This is a genomic window from Rhizobium oryzihabitans, from assembly GCF_010669145.1.
GTDB lineage: Bacteria > Pseudomonadota > Alphaproteobacteria > Rhizobiales > Rhizobiaceae > Agrobacterium > Agrobacterium oryzihabitans.
In genome coordinates this window covers 27581-45917 of the sequence record NZ_CP048638.1, presented here as the reverse complement: position 1 = coordinate 45917, position 18337 = coordinate 27581, and the positions used below count along the sequence as shown (strand labels likewise).

At 54.6% G+C, this 18337-nt stretch carries 18 protein-coding genes; 6 read left to right on the top strand and 12 right to left on the bottom strand.

All coding sequences use genetic code 11. The features are described from left to right. Positions 1–32: 32 nt before the first annotated feature. Positions 33–197, top strand: a complete 165-nt coding sequence (locus G3A56_RS27560) for a hypothetical protein (protein WP_164056736.1) — start codon at positions 33–35, stop codon at positions 195–197. Positions 198–317: 120 nt separating this feature from the next. Here G3A56_RS27560 and G3A56_RS27555 read toward each other — a convergent pair whose 3' ends face one another. The 11 genes from G3A56_RS27555 to G3A56_RS27505 form a co-directional block, all read right to left on the bottom strand. After that, the gene (locus tag G3A56_RS27555; protein ID WP_130519756.1) at positions 318–1289 is read right to left on the bottom strand and encodes a helix-turn-helix domain-containing protein; all 972 of its coding nucleotides are present in this window, start codon (positions 1287–1289) and stop codon (positions 318–320) included. A 271-nt stretch (positions 1290–1560) separates the two neighbouring features. Next, on the bottom strand, positions 1561–4074 hold the full coding sequence (locus tag G3A56_RS27550) for a hypothetical protein (protein WP_164056990.1): 2514 nt from the start codon (positions 4072–4074) through the stop codon (positions 1561–1563). Then, on the bottom strand, positions 4062–7568 hold the full coding sequence (locus G3A56_RS27545; RefSeq protein WP_164056989.1) for a strawberry notch-like NTP hydrolase domain-containing protein: 3507 nt from the start codon (positions 7566–7568) through the stop codon (positions 4062–4064). The genes G3A56_RS27550 and G3A56_RS27545 overlap by 13 nt, the downstream gene beginning before the upstream one ends. 87 nt (positions 7569–7655) lie before the next feature. Beyond that, positions 7656–8870, bottom strand: coding sequence for a hypothetical protein (locus G3A56_RS27540; protein WP_130519760.1), 1215 nt, complete (start codon positions 8868–8870; stop codon positions 7656–7658). 140 nt (positions 8871–9010) lie between these two features. Next, entirely contained in the window at positions 9011–9544 is a 534-nt protein-coding gene (locus tag G3A56_RS27535; RefSeq protein WP_130519762.1) for a hypothetical protein, read from the bottom strand. Next, positions 9541–9831: a hypothetical protein gene (locus G3A56_RS27530; protein WP_130519764.1), complete on the bottom strand. Its 291-nt coding sequence runs from the start codon at positions 9829–9831 to the stop codon at positions 9541–9543. The genes G3A56_RS27535 and G3A56_RS27530 overlap by 4 nt, the downstream gene beginning before the upstream one ends. Next, positions 9824–10501 (bottom strand): YcbK family protein, encoded by a 678-nt coding sequence (locus tag G3A56_RS27525; RefSeq protein ID WP_130519766.1) that lies wholly within the window; start codon positions 10499–10501, stop codon positions 9824–9826. The genes G3A56_RS27530 and G3A56_RS27525 overlap by 8 nt, the downstream gene beginning before the upstream one ends. A 3-nt stretch (positions 10502–10504) precedes the next feature. After that, positions 10505–11719 (bottom strand): type IV pilus twitching motility protein PilT, encoded by a 1215-nt coding sequence (locus tag G3A56_RS27520; RefSeq protein ID WP_130519768.1) that lies wholly within the window; start codon positions 11717–11719, stop codon positions 10505–10507. Beyond that, positions 11716–12870, bottom strand: a complete 1155-nt coding sequence (locus G3A56_RS27515; RefSeq protein ID WP_130519770.1) for a type IV secretory system conjugative DNA transfer family protein — start codon at positions 12868–12870, stop codon at positions 11716–11718. The genes G3A56_RS27520 and G3A56_RS27515 overlap by 4 nt, the downstream gene beginning before the upstream one ends. Continuing rightward, complete coding sequence (locus G3A56_RS27510) at positions 12858–13097, bottom strand: hypothetical protein (protein ID WP_130519772.1); 240 nt, start codon at positions 13095–13097, stop codon at positions 12858–12860. Before G3A56_RS27510 ends, G3A56_RS27515 begins: the two co-directional genes overlap by 13 nt. Positions 13098–13104: 7 nt before the next feature. Next, positions 13105–13821, bottom strand: a complete 717-nt coding sequence (locus tag G3A56_RS27505) for a hypothetical protein (protein ID WP_210255087.1) — start codon at positions 13819–13821, stop codon at positions 13105–13107. Positions 13822–14566: 745 nt separating this feature from the next. On the opposite strand from G3A56_RS27505, the gene G3A56_RS27500 reads away from it, so the two are divergent. From G3A56_RS27500 to G3A56_RS27490, 3 genes are all read left to right on the top strand, one after another. Then, positions 14567–15496 (top strand): site-specific integrase, encoded by a 930-nt coding sequence (locus tag G3A56_RS27500; protein ID WP_130519776.1) that lies wholly within the window; start codon positions 14567–14569, stop codon positions 15494–15496. A 70-nt stretch (positions 15497–15566) separates the two neighbouring features. Further along, positions 15567–15905 carry a hypothetical protein gene (locus tag G3A56_RS27495; protein WP_130519778.1) on the top strand — a complete coding sequence of 113 codons (339 nt, stop codon included), beginning with the start codon at positions 15567–15569 and terminating at the stop codon, positions 15903–15905. Positions 15906–15918: 13 nt separating this feature from the next. After that, a complete protein-coding gene (locus G3A56_RS27490; RefSeq protein ID WP_130519780.1) occupies positions 15919–16347 on the top strand; it encodes a hypothetical protein in 429 nt (142 codons plus the stop codon). A gap of 106 nt (positions 16348–16453) precedes the next feature. Here the strand turns inward: G3A56_RS27490 and G3A56_RS27485 are convergent, their stop codons facing one another. Beyond that, entirely contained in the window at positions 16454–16726 is a 273-nt protein-coding gene (locus G3A56_RS27485) for a hypothetical protein (protein ID WP_164056988.1), read from the bottom strand. 488 nt (positions 16727–17214) lie between these two features. Between G3A56_RS27485 and G3A56_RS27480 the strand changes: the two genes are divergently transcribed. Together G3A56_RS27480 and G3A56_RS27475 are read left to right on the top strand one after the other, a co-directional pair. Continuing rightward, a complete protein-coding gene (locus G3A56_RS27480; RefSeq protein ID WP_130519785.1) occupies positions 17215–17595 on the top strand; it encodes a hypothetical protein in 381 nt (126 codons plus the stop codon). A gap of 29 nt (positions 17596–17624) precedes the next feature. Continuing rightward, positions 17625–18230 (top strand): hypothetical protein, encoded by a 606-nt coding sequence (locus G3A56_RS27475; RefSeq protein ID WP_130519787.1) that lies wholly within the window; start codon positions 17625–17627, stop codon positions 18228–18230. Positions 18231–18337 lie beyond the last annotated feature (107 nt).

The following is an 18337-nucleotide window of genomic DNA, read 5'->3' as shown; positions in this document are numbered from 1 at the left end:
CTCAAATTTCTGACGGACAAAACCGCCGCGAGATGATCGGCACCATATGCCGCCGTCTTCTCGAAACCTTGGCCGGTGCGATCCTCGACCGCGAGCGGCTTGTACAGGTCAACGAGGACGGCACCTTTCAGCGGATTTACCGCCAGTTGAGTTCCGCTATCGGGGTTTGCGTTCTCTGGCACTCGCTCGACCTCTGAATTTCACTGTGAAATCAAAAAAAGATTTACTGCATAATGCGGCAATATCCAACCCCCGCAGGCCGCATTGAGAGCAATCCCGCAGAGTTGAATAAGAACGGCCTGTCGGCAGGAAAAACGCTAAATACGGAACCTTTGGACGATTTTGATAAACCGCTCTTCGATTTTCGGAGCATCAAGGGGGATATTTTTCTCGGAGCAGAACTTTCGGAAGGCATTCGCCACAATATCTGCATCAGGGGTGACGCCTGTCGAATGCTCCCTAACCAGATCACGCCAATGGCTGAAATAAATCGATCCGCTTGCTGGAAATGCTACGGCTCCAATGGCCCGCCCACCTTCTCTGCGCGGCTCTGTTGTCTTCGATCTTTTATTTAAAAAATAAGATTCTGATTTCTGCCTAGTATTTTGTGTACCCCTTGCAGCGGAAACCGGGCGGTCAGACCGGTCCTTTTTTTGCATTCGCTCAAGTCGAGCGCGGCACCAGTTCACGACCTTGATCAAGCAAGCCTGAGCGGGCCGTATAATCGACGTTACACCCAACGTCTTCCCGCTCTCAACCACGATGAAACCGCTCGATTTCAGATGAGCCAAAGCCTGCTCGACTGATGATCGGCTGCACCCCGCCTTTTTAGCTATTGTCGCAATGGAAGCGTCACATCGCCCGCGCGCGAGGGCGCTAAGCTCGCAGATCGTGTGCAATACCGCTCGAAAACTGGCACGAGGAAGCTTCGCATAGATCTCGGCTACGTTTGCCCCGCTCTTTTCGAGCTTCGCTGAGAACCAACCCGCACTGATGTTACGAGTTCTCGCCTGCGCACGCCGTTCCTCCAAGGTAAGCCTCGAATGGATGGCCAAGGGTGTGCCCCATTTTACCGGTCGCGCTCTCCGGCCCGCCGAGAGTTCCGCCCGACGCTCATTCACCGCGCCGTAGACAGACTCCACAAACTCATCATCCAGTAGCCCGCGAGCGTGCGCACCGATGACAGCCTTGATGCAACTATCCAACGCCGAATGTGACCATGTATTTTTGACGTTAGATAGGATTGTTCGTTCGCTGAGTTGGCACGTCGCCAACGCTGAAGCACTCATCTTTCTCTCTTTCCGGTTAGCCGGAAACGCCGAGAAAAAAAGACAAAAAGACTTGCATTTCGCCCTGAAGGAATCTACCTTCTAGGGAGAACGGCGCTCGGCAAAAGCGTTCTTTTCTATCTTAGTTTTCGACCCCGGACGGGAGACCGTCTGGGGTTCGGCATTTCTGGGGTTAGCTTTCTAGTCCTTGACTGATTCCCTTTCCAAAATTTTTCACAATGAAACCCGACAGAAAAAGTATGTCAAACTTTTTAACGCCGGGTAACTCATTCTACACGGCTGCAACTGCTGGTGACGTGGCTCTCTCTGAGCGCACCGACATAGTAGCCTCCGTTTTTGCTCCCAAATGCTGACTGATCAGCTCACGGGAGAGATTCGCCACAACCTCATTGTACACGACCAGCGCGCCTTTGATGCCGATCATCCCATCAAGGGACTTATCGCTCGCCGCAGCGCATAGAATCGCGGCTACGTCCGACGCCGATGCGATCTCCTTCGCCACTGTCGAGTTGCGCACCACGGCCGTGCCAAGCTTGTTGCTCCAATCTGCGCAAAGCGCATCCTTGGATTTGTCGCAAACATCGTTCTTGGCTTTTACGATTACGCCGAAGGTCTTCCCACCGAAGGCAGCCAGCGCGCCTTTTTCGCTGAGTGACGCGGCGCACCTGGCTATCTCCTTTTGGTCCCAATAGACCCGGAAACCACTGGCCGCGTCAGACGCGCCCTCTCGAATTCGGATCGATGCGCCGGGAGTGAAAAGCTTTTGCGTCGAGTCCCCGAAAGGATCGGTGCCGACAAAAAGACCGGTATTGATCGCCCCTTGCTGCCGTACAGCTTTGACGATTTGCTCATGCATCTCTTGCAGCCGAGGCCGGATCAGATCGCGAACATGATCAATCGTAACCTTGCAGCCACCGTGGACCATCCTTGTGAGCATGTCACAGGCGATGTATTCCGCCCGCGCCTCGTCGTCTGCCTCGCTGATAATCCCCGTCATTCCTAAAAGGAGGCCGGAAACGGAAGCCACGTCAGCTTTCATGAAGCCGACACGGCTTGCCACGCTCGATGTCAATTGCTCGAGCACTTTCTTGTGCCCATCGCGCTTGAGCAAAAAGCAGTGCCGGATCGCGCCGCTTTCGTCCGTATACATTGCCTTTTCGCCCATTCGCTTCCCCGCGAGAGCCGAAACGGCGGCAAAAAGGTTGCCTTCAACAGCATATCGCGTCCGACTGACGCTCCCGCCCTGCACATTCTGGAACAGGGCCATCATCACGCTGTCTTCGGGACTGCCATCTCCCAAGAACGGCTTCCAGTGAAGACGTTCATAACCATTTCCGAAATCGGGGGATTTTCCCTTCGCTTCGGCTTCTTCCAGCGCCTGAGCGAGAGGTTGAGACCACATGGGCGCAATGGACCGGGCGAGGCCAATCCCGTCATCGTCCAGACGCGCACTCTTGAACGCCCATATCTTCGTGACGCCCTTAGCCTCAACTGTCGCTTGGTGTTCTTCGCGTAGGATCGCATAGACAGATGCCATCGGCATATCGATCAGGTGCTCCTCGCCGGGTACTGCGATCCGCACGCTCCACTCGCCAAGATTCAGGGGCTTCTCCTCGTTGAAGCGTACATCGGTGATCACGGCCGGGACACCGATCTCTCTATCGGTGTGATCTGTCCCGTCGATATAATCGACGGCGGCATTGAACAGCGTCGAATCTCGCAGCCTTGAGACCAGCTTGGGGTAAACCGTGACGATAGCGCCGGGTGCGAGTGTTGGTGCTATGTCGAGCAGGAAATCAAGCTTGTGCCCGGCATCGAGCACCATTTTCTCAAGCCCCTTGATTTCCTTTTCAGCATCGCGTGTCCATTGATTATCCCAAAACCCTTGGGCGACCTCCAATGGGTGTTCTGTCGCTCCAAGGCTGCGCAATTCGTCAGAGCGGTTCATCACACGGTCGAAAATCGGATCAGAGAAACGAATTTCCTGACCACTCGGCGCGAGGCTTTCCAGCCGCTCAACAACCGACATCTCGCGGCCAAGGGTTTGATCGATCATCCATCCCTTGCCCCGCGCTACCGCGTCCTCAACAGCCAGCACATCGATTGGCTTGATTGTCTCCTTGTAAGTCAGCTTGTTGAGCGCAAGGGGACGTTCGGACATGCGTGCTGATGCCGCGTTGCCACTTATCAGCGATGCCACTTCTTTCACCTGCGCCCGCCAGTCATATTCTCGCAGCCGCAGAGGATTTTCGCCGAGGGCGTCCAGCAAGGCCACGCGCATCTGAAAAGCGGTGTCCAGCTCGCCCATGATCGTGCGCTGCATGCCGGAAGGCAGCGCGATCATACGGCCCATCAGCTTCTCAGAATATTTCGTCTCGATATCGGATTCCGGGTCGATATCGAGCGTGACGGCAATATCCGGGTTATTCTTGAGATATTCGCGGCTGACAAATTGCCCCACCTCGTTGAGAAGGTCGAGCGTATCCTTAATGTTGGACTCGTTTTCACGGGTGGCCGTAGAAGCCGCTGTAAGCGAACGGTTCTTTCGGTTGAACAACTGCGCCAGACGATCCGAGCTGGCCAGCCCTTGCAGGGGCACCGTATAGAGCGGAGGATGAATTTGCCCGACACGATTGATGCGGCCGTCCATCTGGCGCTCCTGCGTCACATCGCCCTGCATCTGCGCCTTGATCATCTCCCGCTGCCGCACGTCGAAACCATTTGCGGGTGACGCCTGCGCCGACAGGCCCACAGCGGCCGACTGGTTCAGGATCAGAACATCCACACGACCGTTATTGAAGTCCGAAACAACATCGTGCTTAAGCGGCTTGGGCCGGGCGCTAATGACAAATCCGCCCCATCTTCCGCTGGTCGCGACATAAAGGAACGGCCCGTGATTTCTCCCAATGATAACCCGTGCTTTTCGAGTGCCACGGCTAAGTCGTCGATCACGGTCATCGACAATAGGGAAAAGTCGGCCGCATCCACCCGCGCATTGAAATCAGCCAGCCAATCTTCGTATTCGTGAAGGCGAATTTCTGTGACCGCCCCGAATCCATTGCTTTCCTTAACGGTCAGCAACCGGTCAGCTACACGCTTGATCACATGCCCGAGGTGGGGCTTCTCAGGGAGGACATAGGCTGACCCCTTCATGATGCCCGCATTGTCGGCATCATCGAGGCCATCATTATCCCAATGGCTCGCGATCAGATCGCGCATCAACGTGTCGCCAGTATTGGCGACCGCCACCAGAGGCTTCCTGCCTTCGGCGATTGACTTCAGCACGAGGTCTTCCAAGAAAACCCCATTGATAGCCAGCGTCAGGTAGTTCGACAAATGATGGAACCGGGAGGCTGGTGATTGATAATGCACGCCGACCGAGCCTAGAGCACGGTCCCGTTCCGCACCCTCTGGCATCTGTTCGATGTCCTTTTTCAGCTCCTTTTGCCGATGCTGAGACCAATCTTTGACCTCGCGGCCGAGGGCCAGCAACTCGGACATCTTGTGCGCGAAAAGATCGACCTTTTCGAGTACCTGAGCAAAGCGAACCGGATCGACATCTTGCAGAGAAACAGTTTCGCGAGCGACTTCAGTGTTGTCGAGTTCACGCGCAATAAGCCCTCCCGACCGCGCCATCTCGTAAGAAAGCGCTTCCTGCAAAGCCAGCGGCTCTTTTTCGATCAGCTCCACCAGTCTGTCGGGCGGAATCCCGACATCCGGTAGCGCAGAGCCGTAGACGCGCAAATTCCGCGCACCCTTCAACGCCGTCCCTGACGCATATGCAACGGAACCACCTGCCGCTTTGACGCCCTCAACCAGTGCTGTCATCGAGAGACCGACGTTCGACCCCTCACCGGCTGCTCGATGAGCCTCGTCCATGATCAACAATGGTGGCTTGTCCTGCTTGCCAAGCCACTCCATGATCGCCGCAAGTTTCGCTTCCCTGCCCTGCGCGCCGAGCTGCGAATATGACGACAAGATCATGTTCATCGACGGATCAATCGTCTTTTCACGTTTGGCAGACGATGGCGATGCCCGGAAAACGAAACCCTCTCCACGTCGCCGCTCCCCCTGAAAATCGGGGTCAAGGATCGATGCATCCTTACTGCTGTTGACGATGTAGGGTTTGATAAACTGCGGCAGCTCATTGGCTGGCTTCCGCATTACCGTGGCCAGATCGCGCGCTACAAAATCCGTGAATAACGAGGCATTATCGGTGAAGAACAACACCGGCCGATCCTCTTTGAAGGCCGCACGGGCGAGCGCCGCGAGCTGACGGCCTTTCCCAACGCCCATCAGATCTCCGACAATAATGGATTCTGCCCGCAGCGCTTTATGAAGCGCAAGCCCTACACCATCGACCTGTCCAGCATGCAGCAAGCCTCCCAACTCGCTGACCTCAACGCCAAGGCTGTCTGCAACAAAATTATCTACCGGCCCGCGAACGCGCTCCAGCTCCGTGAGGGCAAGTGCGACCGGTTCTGCCAGCGCTTTTTGAATCTTGAGAACAGGGCCACCAACAAGGGAGGCGGACTCATACGTGACTTGGAACGGATCATTCTCAACAACCAAGTCATCGACCAGCACATCAGGCGAAACCACGAACTCGGCCTCGTCCTCCGACATCTCAAGTTCGTCTTCACTGACCGCCTCGAACACCGGTTCCTCGACACCTGGACCGACCGGGGGAACTGCCGGGACCAGAGCCGCCGGCACATCACCGTTGGGCGTCTCATCTGTCGTGATATCAGCGTCGTCAAAGTCGGGAGCTACGAACGTTCTAGCAACCCGGGTGTCTGGCGCCGAGCGCCGAGCCATAATCTCGTCCATGGCCAAACGTGCAGCATCGCCCCACGCGAATAGCTGATCAGTGGTATGGAGATATGGCAGCTCATCGGGGATTTTTTTCGCTCTCTCAGCGGAGAGCGGGTTTTCAAGCCGGGGGCCAAGGGCATAGACGATCACAGGGAACTCAGCGCCGGATTTCCGATAGAGCCTTCCGTCGAGCATGGCAGCGCCAGCAACCTCGAAGGTCGCATGGAGATAGTTGTTGAAGAAGCGTGTCGCTCCCTCAAGCTTGCCTTCGCCCATCATCTCACCCGGTAGAACTAGGAACGAGCGACCACTGTCCGCTCGCACCTGGTTCAACGCGTCATAGACGATCCGATGGTCAAGGCGTGAGATGGAGAGCGTGCGGCCCTCTCTATCAGCCACATTCTGTGCCTTGATCGCCTCAAAGGGTGGGTTTGCCAGAACGGCGTCAAACGCCATTCCTCCAAATCCACCTTCAGCGTTCACTTCGAAAGCTCGCGGCCTGATATTTACAAACGGTGCGCCCGCATCCTTCAGCACTCTTGTGCCACGTTCTGCGCGTGCCTTGTCCAGCTCAAAGCCTTCTATACGTGCTCCGGCCGCCGCAGCGCCGAGCGCCAGCGTTCCGTTTCCGGCCGTTGGCTCAAGCACCAATTCTCCCTCGCGGATGCGCAATATATCCTGTGCGACAGCCGAGATCGTAAGAGGCGTTGAATATTGCTGCAAACGCAGCCGTTGCGCATTTCGTTCGCCATGAGCGGCAGACCTATCAGTCAGCTCTCTGGCGACTTCACGGAAAGCCCCACCGCTGCGCACGAGGTTTGCAGCTTGGACCGCCAATGCGGCTTCAATTTCCTCCTGAAAGGCGAAAACGCTAAGGAAAGGAGACGCGTCATCGACAACTATATCCTTGTGCAACCGGGCTATCGATCCCCGGTCAAAGCTATCACCTTGCACGATAGCCAGTGCTACACCGGCCGCGCACCCTGCCAGCTCAGTTGTTCGAATCGCGCGTAGGAACCGATCACGATGCTCGCCTTTTTCACGACCGTTGCTGAAGCGGTCGTACTCGTAGTGGGCCTCATTCGCTTTGTTGACTGCTACTCGGCCCCCGATGGTTTCAAATACCTTTGAACCGGCGAGGTTAAGGCCGATCTGGCGCGGAGTGACCATATCACCCATGCCGGTGCCGCTCATGCACTCGTGAAAACGCTTGGACAAGAGCGCGCGGTCGGCAACATCGACGTTGAAATCATCGTCCCAAAGCCGCCTGATCGGAAGGCCGCAAGCAACCCACAAGTCGCTTGGATCGAGATCGCCGGGCGGTCTTACGACGAAAATCGTGGCTTCGCCCCTCGTAACCGTATTGAGAACGGGCACATTGCAATACTTCAGACCGCCCCGCACGCCGGTTGCCCGCACATCATCGGTCGTCGCAATCAAAAGATCGCCTGCATTGCCGTGCATGCGAGAAGCACGCGGTATATACGCGGCTCCGATGCCATCGACAGAAAGAATGGGGAGTGGAACGGAAGGCATACCTTAGCCCCGGCCCTAGAAGTCGCGACCCGGCGAGGCAAAACGCGCGGGCGGGCGACTTTGAAGCGAAGAGGAAGGCTTTTCTCCTCCAGCCGACAGCAACCTTTCATGCGCTCTAATCGCTTCCTTCGCAGGCGTCGGCGTGACCTCTGGCGCGGACTTTGGCAGTGCAGAATAGCTCGTAACTGCATACGCGGCCGGACGCTCTAAAGCCCCGCCGTCTGCACCGCGAATGGCTATTGCTATCGCCCCGGCGAAGGAACCCGAATGAAACAACTCTGGCCGCTTCAGCAGATTATCCATCGACTTCCGTACGATTGGCACCGTAAAGCCCGGTGTAAGGGCAACCGATGCCTCTCCGGACTTCACCACATCATAAATCCGTTGAACCGCTGCGCTGTCCTCGGGAGCGGCTTCGGACATCCGGTCGATGACGATCTGCGCCGAAACGCCAGTCGCCGCCGCAATTGCTGCCGCTGCCGCCGCTGAGTTGCTATCGAGCTGGCTACGTTTCAGCGTGTCACCAAAACCGTTCGACAATTGGAACTGCACGCCATTCCCGAGGTCAGCCTCAAAGCTTGCGCTCCGCATGTAGAACGCCTTGCTCTGCGCCTCGCCTTCTTCATTTTTCTCTGAAATCGTCACGATCACGGTTCGAGCCATAACGCCAGAACCAACCGGCGACCGAACGTCGAAAGCCTCTTTGACAGCGCGTTGAGCCTCATCCTTTGAGGAAGGTGACAGCAACACCGCCTTGTCTGGCTGGTAAACCTGTAGCCGCATCGAGCCATCGGAAAATTTCGAGAGTGACACCGTACCCGACATTGCTGCCTGAAACTCGGGATCGCTAACAAAGCCATATGCTGCTTGCGCGTAATACTGGCGATCACTGAAATCGAGCCGGGTATTGTTGAGCAAGATTACTCCGCCCGGCTTCACGCCTTGATCGTTTGTCCTATCGGCGAACTCGGATAGCTCTCTTCGATTGGCAAAGCGATCTTCCCATAGACGCACCCGCTCACGATCATCAACATCATTGCGGCCCTTCATCATGTTCGCCGCTCGCGCTGGTGACATGAGTTGGACGGTCAGCTCTTCGCCATTTTGAAGTTGAGTGCCCTTAACGGACGTTACACCGTCTTTTGAGGTGTATTCGCTCACACTGAGAGCGACGTTGCCGAGGGTGGCAGGCAATTTTGGACCAGCAAATTTCTTAGCACGTTCGGCCATGCTCTTCTCCAACCAACTAAATCACCGTCTGACAGACTCGCCAGCACTCACTGCGAAATAACAGACAGCAATCAAATTGATTGTCAAGCCGGACTCAAAAACACTGTCGAATCACCGACGAGGACGGACACGCCGAAACCCTACAGAGCAGCTAGTTTCCATGCATTGTCGAGGCCAATTGACAATGCATCTCTGTCGGAAAAAATCTCTCGTGTCGAATGGGCGACCACCTGACCGTAAGCTAAGGCAGTGGCCTTTCGCGCTTCTTCCGTCGCAAAGATCGTGGCTTTTGAAAAACGCACGTCGAACCAGCCACCTCGTTTTAAGTCCACGGAAAATAACGGTCTTTCGGTCGGCAGCATCCCGATTATTTTCCCGACATGTTCTGAGTGCCCCAAGACAATCGGCATTATGAAGCCGTCTTCCAGCCACAAGCCCGATGCAAAATCTGGAAATTCGGGTGCAGCCATCGCTTCACCAAGAAGCGCAGCGGCATCCGATCCGATCTTAGAGGCCGCGCGCTCGATGACGGCTTCATACAGCTCACGTTGCACATCGAACGGGTTGGGACATTTTGCTAATCGGGTAGCCACAACATCCGCAAACGCACCTTCGACAACGAATCGCGTTAGCTGCGAGACTGTGAACTCAGTACGTTGATCTGGTGCGCTCAAACCTTGTACCTACCTTGGAACAGTTTCATGATCACTTGCCGCTCGATCATGTCACGAGGCGTATAACCTTTACGGGACGCATAGGCCGCGAGCGCGATGTAGACGACCCAAAAAATGACGAATGGCCAAAGGAGGGGTAGCTTTGTGAACTGCCACACCATCCCCGTCGCGATCCCCGAGGGGATAAGCAGCATCACTGAACCATGAAGCCCTAAAACCCCATTGATCGGCTCGCCCGTCCAGCGCCACCCATCACCGGAAAAACTTACCCGCTCTTCATCAGCCATTCCGATCTCCTATGAACTGGTTGCATGAATAGGGCCAGCAGCGGATTTGCCCGACATCCAAATGTGTGAAGCGGGAATACACCCCTACACCGCCGCCTTTAAAAGTCATCGCCGCGATAGCCAGTGATCGAGGCGGATATCCCGGCACTTTCAGGTCAGCGGCAAGCCCACCCATATGAAGAGAGTTTCTAGCCGCAGTTTCTATGGCCGCATTATGCCGGGGCGTGCGATAACCGCTTGTGAGGATAAAAGGCAGCATCGAACCATGGATCATCGCCATCGTTGACTGAACCGACGACACGAAGTCGAACAGCGACGGCTCGATCCAGAGCGCCTTATCGTCATCCTTCACATCTCGCCAGAACCACGATAATTCCGCGACCGCGCGACGGTCCAGCTCGCCGTTGAACCGGTATCTAGCCGCGATGCTCTCACCCGTTGCCTCACGGTAGAGCTGTAGTGACCCAAAACCAGAAGTGCGAGGATCTGTTTCGGGCGCAGCCTTCTCGACTTCTTTTGTGAATGCCCGATCCTCGGCATCATCAGCCGACGGCGCGAACGGTATCCTGTCCTTCTTATCGACCGCACCCTCTTCGGCCGCAAAGGCTGTCGCCCCCACGGCCCACGCGCTCGAAAACGCCCCTACGAGGAATGAGCGACGATCCAGCATCTGTCAAAGTATCCGCTCTGAGCTGCTATAGCCGTAGCGCTTGAGCGCCAGTATTGCAGCCTCTTCCGAGATATTGCCGGATTTAAACTGTTCCGCGACAGTCGTCTTCATCGGCTTGCCTGATCCGCCGCGCGACATGAGGTCGTAGAGAAAGGCACGAGAGCCGAGAAAACCAACTTTCGTAAGTTCCTGCCGCGCGTCGTCATTGAGTACCACCCACTCCCGCAGGCAGACACGACCTCCTTTGGTATCTCTCACCAGTACCTGGCTGACGATCATATGAGTTGTCGCCACCGCCATCTCGAATGCTTGGCTCTGCATTTCACGCGGAAATTTGCCAACAATACGCTGGATCGCCAAAGCCGCAGTGTTTGAGTGAACCGTGGTATAGACCGCGTGCCCCGTGTTCGCCGCCTCTTGGGCTGCGGCCATTGTCTGATAGTCGCGCTGCTCGCCAACCACGATCAGTCGCGGCACGCGGCGCATCGCTTCTTCAATCCCCATTTCAAAACTGCTGAAATGCGTCGGGATTTCTGATTGCGCTATTACGCAGCGGTGAGACTGAATTGAATCAAACGTGAACTCAATAGGCTGCTCAAGCGTAACGATGTTGCCTTCAATGGGCGTTTCTTCTTCCATCACTCGCCGAAGAAGCCCTGCAAACGTTGTCGTCTTCCCCGATCCGGTCGGGCCAGACAAAATTACAGACCCCATCTCAGGCGTCGATTCCGCGATAATGTCTTCCTCAAGCTGGATGTCTCGAACGGTGGGCGGATGTTCGGGAATATAGCGCAGCACCATTTGCCCCCCGAGCGAGGCCCCGAAAGCGCAAGCGGTCACGTTCGCTCGAAAACGGTAGACTTTAGGCTCGCCATGCTCATCGCGATCCCCGAAATCACGAGCGTCGATCCGCTTATTGAATGACCGCGCCCCGGCAAGCCGCGTCTCGACATCACCACCCGAGCCGCTGATGTGTTTTGCAGCCCGCATGAAGTCCGTAGTGTCGTATGTCCACTCGGTCAGAGCGATCAGCGAGCCGAGCTTGTTCATCAAGATTGGGGAGCCAGTCTGGAAAATGACATCCTGACAGCCATTTCGCGCAGCGTAGCAGAGGATGCGCATAACATCCTCGCCAGTCTCAGTCATGCGAAAGCTTTGCGACAGATCGCGTTTACCCGACCATAGGCCAATCACCTGCGCATACTGCTGGTCCATCATTTGCCCTTCGCGATTGGCACCGGCACGTTGCGCATCGTCACATCAGCAGACCCCACAGGGAACGCATCCACACCGGCCTTGCCTCGGAATGTCGGCGAGACGACGATCTTGATCGTCTTACTTCCGCGAAGCGCTACGCGGCCGTCACGGCTGATCTGAAGAGCCTTGCTCTTTTGAGAAGCGATAGGCATCGAAATTGCGCCTCGGGATGCCAGATCATGGTAACGGGCCATTCCCTCGTAATCACGCCGCATGCGCCGTTCAGCTTCTTCAAAATAAGACCGAGCCTCGGCAATTCCAATTGACTGGCCTTCCTTGTACCCGCTTTGCCAAGCTGTGCTGTCCTCTTTAGAATGAGGACGCAGGTCGATGCCATTCTCAGGATCGGACTGCATGAACAGGTACGTGCGCCATGAAGGAGCCTGCGCTGTCACTCGCGCAGGAGTGACGATTTCAAACCTTCCAAGCGTTAACTCAAGAATCTGAGGACCATTCTTTTCAACGCGGCTGTTCGTGAGCACGACAACTGGCGGGACAATATGATCGTTGATCATAAGTGAGGGAAAAGGATAGGTGCGGTCCAACCAGCCCGCCATCTTATTGAGGGAGGCGTTAATCCGCTGAGCCTCCTGCGCATAACCGTCTCTGATACCGGCAGTGCGAGCAGTCTTCCTGACCATCTCTTTTCGGGCGGGACCCTGCCCCCCGAGACCGGAACCGGGCGGGACTTGTGGTCCACGTCTATCAGGCGTTTGACCACGCATATAAACTGAAGGATCGACAACCACATTCGACCCTGCTCCTGTAGGTGCTTGCAGCATCTGACCGGACGCAGGATCGCGGATGACGCTCTGGCCAGCCATCCCCGGCTGGTTCAGCATAACGCCCTGTTGCTGGCCCGGATATGCGCCGGGATAACCACCGGGATAAACGCCGGGATAAACGCCGGGATAACCAACTGCCGGATAACCGGGATAACCCATAGGATACATATTAGGATAAGCAACCGGGGGCTGATATCCGCCGGGATAGGCAGTCACCTGATTGGGATACACATTCTGTCGTACCGGCAGAGTGTCCTCTTGCGCATGCGCTAGGGAAACCCCTGTCATCAATATTGCCGCCGCAAAAGCGCCGTTCATGCGAACCATCTGATAGTGCCTCCTAGAAAATCAACCAAGGCAACATTCCCCGGTGGATCGCCCAAGCCTCGCTTGGCAGTTGCAATGCTCTTTTTCTCAAACCCGATTCGAGCAAACCGCGCTATCGCTGCCGCACGTTTCTCAACCGGTAGAGATAGAAGATGAGCGGATAGCTTCTCTTCCAATATCGTCAGGGGGAGCACGATCCCGGCTTCTCCTGATGTCTCATCATCCATTTGTAAATCACCCCTGCTCTCCCCAACGACGAGCGCTTTTGAGCAGCCCCCTTACTATACTAACTTCACATTGCTTCGCAATCTTGAAATCAATGTCCTTTATTCCCGATGAGGCTTCTTTCAGGACCGTTGCATTCCCGCCAGCCCCATAAATCGTTGATGCACCGTGGCGACCGATCTCAGCAATTAGAATTGGCCCAAACTCCCGCCACGCTTCGCGACGAGCTTGCGCAATATGCATAGTGATATCGCGCTTGCCTCGCTTGGCGTAGCAAACGCCGGTTTCGAATATCTCAGCGACCCCATTTACCGAGACGTTCAACCTCGTCTCAATGATCTCGCAGGTGCGCTTTTCAACGAACATGGCCGTCTCGATATCGACCTTACGAAACTCGACCTCATCGCCTTCAGCTCCATCAGAAACCAGTGCGATCCGCCACTCCTTTGAGCCAAAATCTACAACGGCAAAACGTCCCTTTTCCTCTTTGCCCCCACGAGGTGAAATCCCTGCAAATTGATCCAGCGAGAAATCAGCCAACACCGCTTCAGCCGAACCCATTACACCCAACTTTGAGACCAACAACGCGCTACCATTCGACAAGCGGCAGTTCGAAAGAGAAGAACGTAGATATGCCGCTTCATCGCTAGATGGGGCAACACCTGACCCGACCATTAGGACTGATGAGCCAGCTATCCCCAAGCGGTCATAAGCTGCGGCGATCATTACCGCCGATGAGTGAGTATCCGAGAGGGCCTTCGGCAACTCAGATTCAACGAAGCCTGTCCGATCTGAACGGTCCCCTACCCTGACAACCGCATCACCGTAAGTGACAACTTGGGGAGGCTTATCGCGAGGACCCGAGACGCGAGTCCCCAATCCTAGACGTGTTGGAAACTGAACCAGACGTGTCCCACCGGGAACCGTCGCCATAGCCTTGACCCAAACCGAACCAATATCGACGGCGCAATTTCGAGCGGTTACTGCCATGCTAATATTTATGAATTTGGAGCAGCCGCTGTGTTTACGTCAGCAGAGGCCGAGACCCGTGGAGCCATGGTGGTAGCGTTGTTCTCCAGCGTCCGCTTTACATAGGCGTCAGTTGGCTCATTTGATGTTGTCTGGCAACCGGCGAGAGTGGCGGCGACAACAATCACAGCAATTGACTTTCCAAGCATGTTCACAACCTTCTACAAATCAAATTCAATGTCCTTTTATGCCAGCTAGAGGATGAAATGAAAAGCACCAATTCGCTTGATGCCGAGGCCATCGGGAAGCCATCACCTGATAGCACGTGATATCACTTGATGGCAGGGATATGCTGCAATACATCTGATGATATCAGTGGTCCGTAAACGTAGGGGATGTTGTTTTGCCATCATTGAGAACGGAGAAGGCATATCGAAGGGCTGCGACCCGTTGGAATGCAGAACTGGCTCGTTGTGGTTTGGAGCCGACCCCCGAGAATTATGTGGTGGTCGCCACGGCAGATGATCCTTATCTAACTGATGCGAGTTGGCGCTTCATCAGAGCGGCGATAAAGTGGTGGATTACAAGCGAGATTGGTCATGAGGAAGCTGAGCGATTTACGCGCCTTTTTCGTGAGAAAAAGCCAGCCGTAAAGCCGAAGCTAAAGCTGCCAAAAGGCGTTGGGCCACAGTTAGAACAGGATTTGATCCATGTCCTTCGAAATGGAAATCGTGGACGCTTCCAGCTTCTTGCCGCAGATATGATTGAAGCCGGTATCGCAACAGGCTTGAGACCGGTTGAATGGAAGGATGCAAGCCTTGTTGATGATGTCTTGACAGTTCCGAACGCAAAGTATCGGCCGGGCGTTTCCGGTAATGGTGAGAAAAGAGAGCTATTCCTGCTAGATGACGTGATTACGTTCGAGCAGCGTTCGGCCATTGATAGGGTTATTACTGCCTTGAATGGCGTTGAGTGGGATGACATTGGAACGCATGTTCGCCGCGCCCTACGTGGAGCAAAGGCAGAACTAAGAAAGATGAAACTGATCACTCCCAAGGAGATGAAAACGCGAATTTACGACGCCAGACACCAGTTTGCAGCTAACGCGAAAAATACATTGGATTATCAAGGTGGTGAGGTTGCGGCAGCTATGGGACACCGTAGCGCAGTAACTGCACACACATCCTACGGAAACCGTAGGAAAGGGCGTGTTGGTCTCCCGGTTAAACCGTCCGCTGTAAGCGTTGAGAATGTCGATAAAAGGTCTCTTGCTAAGTTGGCCGGTTCAATTGCTAAAGCCGTTAATCAGTCCGTGAATATTGCTCAACCGAAAGCTTCTGATAATGGCGCTTCCAACCAGACTACGAATAATGAAATGAGCACGGCGAAAGTTCGCGCAACACCCTCACAGACATCGGGGTTCAAACCATAAATCAAGCCGTCTCGTATTGCATTATTTGCTGTCTTTGATAACTTCTAGGCTCTATTTTTGTGAGGCTTAGATGACGACAAAACGCGTTAGGTCGGAACGGGATGATAATCTCAGCTACGACGCGAAGAAGGCAAAAGAGATTTTTGCACGCAAGCTTGCTGACGATGCAGGTGGAAGGCGCAGCAATTCACAGATGAAGCGCGATGCTGATTTGATATTGACCCTCCTTCGTGATGGAGAGGTCAAAGGGGCCAGAATGTCTGTTTTCACAGCTACGTTCCAAGACCTCTTCAGCATCTCTCGTGAAAGTGCGGGTGCTCGATGCCGGGCTGCGATCAAATTTTTGAAGGATGAAGGCCGGGTTCATCCCAATGAAGACAAACATCCGGTATATTCTCTCAGCGAGTAGAATGAGGTGTGATGTGCGCGACCTGGCTGAAGTTTCGATGATTGATCATTTTCCGCGTGGCGGCATGGATCGCCGGGGCGCAGCCAACGCCAACGATGGCGCTGTTCATCGTGCGCCTAAGCGCGCCAGCTTCCCTGCCGACCGCCTTACGGTGCCCGCTAAGGGGGTTTTGATCCGTATTCCAGTTTCAATCGATATGTTCGATGACTGTGCTATTCGTGACAAGCATCTACCACAACCGGACCTTGAAGTTTCTATTGCTGTTGACGAGCAGGGCGCGTTCCTTACGGCGCGTCTGAATGGGGCGTCTTTCAGGCGAACAATGAGGCGTGTTCGCGATGATCAACGTGATCATAAGCCGCTTGGTAGACTGTTTATTGTCGGGAGAATTGTCACGCCGGGTGTCATCACCGATCCCGGTTTGCAATACGAGTACATTTGATCTGGTAAGGCTGTGATCCGATTTGGATCGCTCCCGTCACCTACGGCGCAATTTGGGAGCGCGGTTCCCGCTCGCGATCTGCTTCATGAGCGGTTCGGTAAGGTGATTATTTCTCAATTAGCGTCAAGGTTTCATAATCGATGAGCAGCCGAGTGTTTCCATCGGCGGCAATCTTGGCGTTGTCCATCATGAAGATCAGCATTTCGCCGACAGACAAGCGGTGATTTTTCTTGAAGTTTTTCATGCGGTCAGACTGGTCGCGTGGCAGACGCATGGAGGAATTATCTATCGTCGGCCTCACGTCATCGTCTGAATCGAAACGGGCGTAGTCAACGAGGACCCTGTTTGATCCATCTTCGTTGATGCCGGTGATGTTCATCAGGAACACGTAAAGGTCGCCTGTTGGAAGCCGGTGGAGTTTTTTAAAAGTCTCAACTCGTGCCGCCTCTTCTCGGGGAAGGCGCAACGTATGCATGTCAATGATGGGGCGTTCGGCTATCGCCTCGCCCGATCCAGCTTTCGATGCTCTTCGCGGAGCCATTATCTCCCCTTCCCCAACCTATGTCGCCGCATCTGGAGCGGACGCTTAATGTTACAATCAATACCGTGCAATGGAAAGTGATATCCTGCGAATGATTAAGATATGGGATGTCGAAATCTACGACGCATTTCATTAAATCAGATCATTGCGCGCTGTGCATCTATATAATGCTACCAACCGTTAGCACGCGCATGATAGCGATGTAAGGCGATATGAGGTGATAGCACGTGATATCATGCGGTGTACGCCGTGGTAATATGGCGGTCTTGATATCAGTTCACGATTCGATTACTCTGTCCTTGAGCGATAATAGGGAGCGTACACCCATGCCTGACGTTTCAGAAATGGCTTATAAGCCAACGAGCCTGCCCGTCGCTGCATGGGAAGCCTTGCCCTTCGCATTTTCAATGGATGTCGCAGAATCGCTGGCTCACCCTGCAATAAAAAGCCTCTTTAGGCTATGGGGTTCTTCAGACGGTGAAGTCGCTCGGGGCGGCTATACATTCACAGTAGATTCGGGTGATCTTTCTGTATCAACGGAATTCCTTAACGGAGACGGCGATTGGTGCTCTCTTTCCTTGTCCGGTGATGGTCTTGTGCTTGTAATTGGTAACAACGGCGAGCGGTTGAGGCTTACTGTCCCGGCAGATCAGTTGGATCGGGTCGAGTTATTCGAGGAATGGTTCCCGCACATCCAGCTTCAGTGAACCACAACAAGTAGCGAGCTGGTCTAACAATGAAAATCTTCCGACGCCGCAAGGTGGCTCAGACTACCGATGCTGATGATACGCCCCCGGTTGCAGATAAGAGGGGCTTTTTGCGTTGGCCCGGCAGGGTGATCCCCCGCCCTATTAAAGATTCTCACCGCAACGCGTTGAAGATGACGGTCTCGGCCTTCAGCGCTGATCGACCTGATTGTCCTGACTGCAAGCGTGAAGGCCGTAGCGGCGTTCTTGTGCCGATTTCGGGACGGCCCAACGCTAGACGATGCTCCGATCCAGATTGCGGACTGGAGATTACATTACGTGAGCTTGCGGACATCAATGGGCCTGTCGTCCATTATGCTCCCGAGGCTCGTAGAGCCTATTTTATTAGATCGGCGACCATTCTGTTTGTGATTGCTTGCGCGGTTTTGTCAGCCGCAGTGCTTTATAGCGGCTGGGTCGGATCGGGCCTAATGATGTTTGCGGCCTTTCTGCTTTCGATGCCGCTTTTCATGGGCTGCTTCGCTATGCGCTACCGCGCTTGGCAGGTCGCTGAGAACCGATTTTATGAGGAAAAAGCTCCACTTGGGGAGTTCATACAAGCAGAATTAGCAAATATATTTAAAAAACAATCCTAAATGGAACAATAATAAGGTGGGGGTAGAGAAATAATAAAATGCGAAAGGATAACGCTGTACACGAGGGCACCAGCCATTTTATTTAATTGTGACAATCTGACAAATCA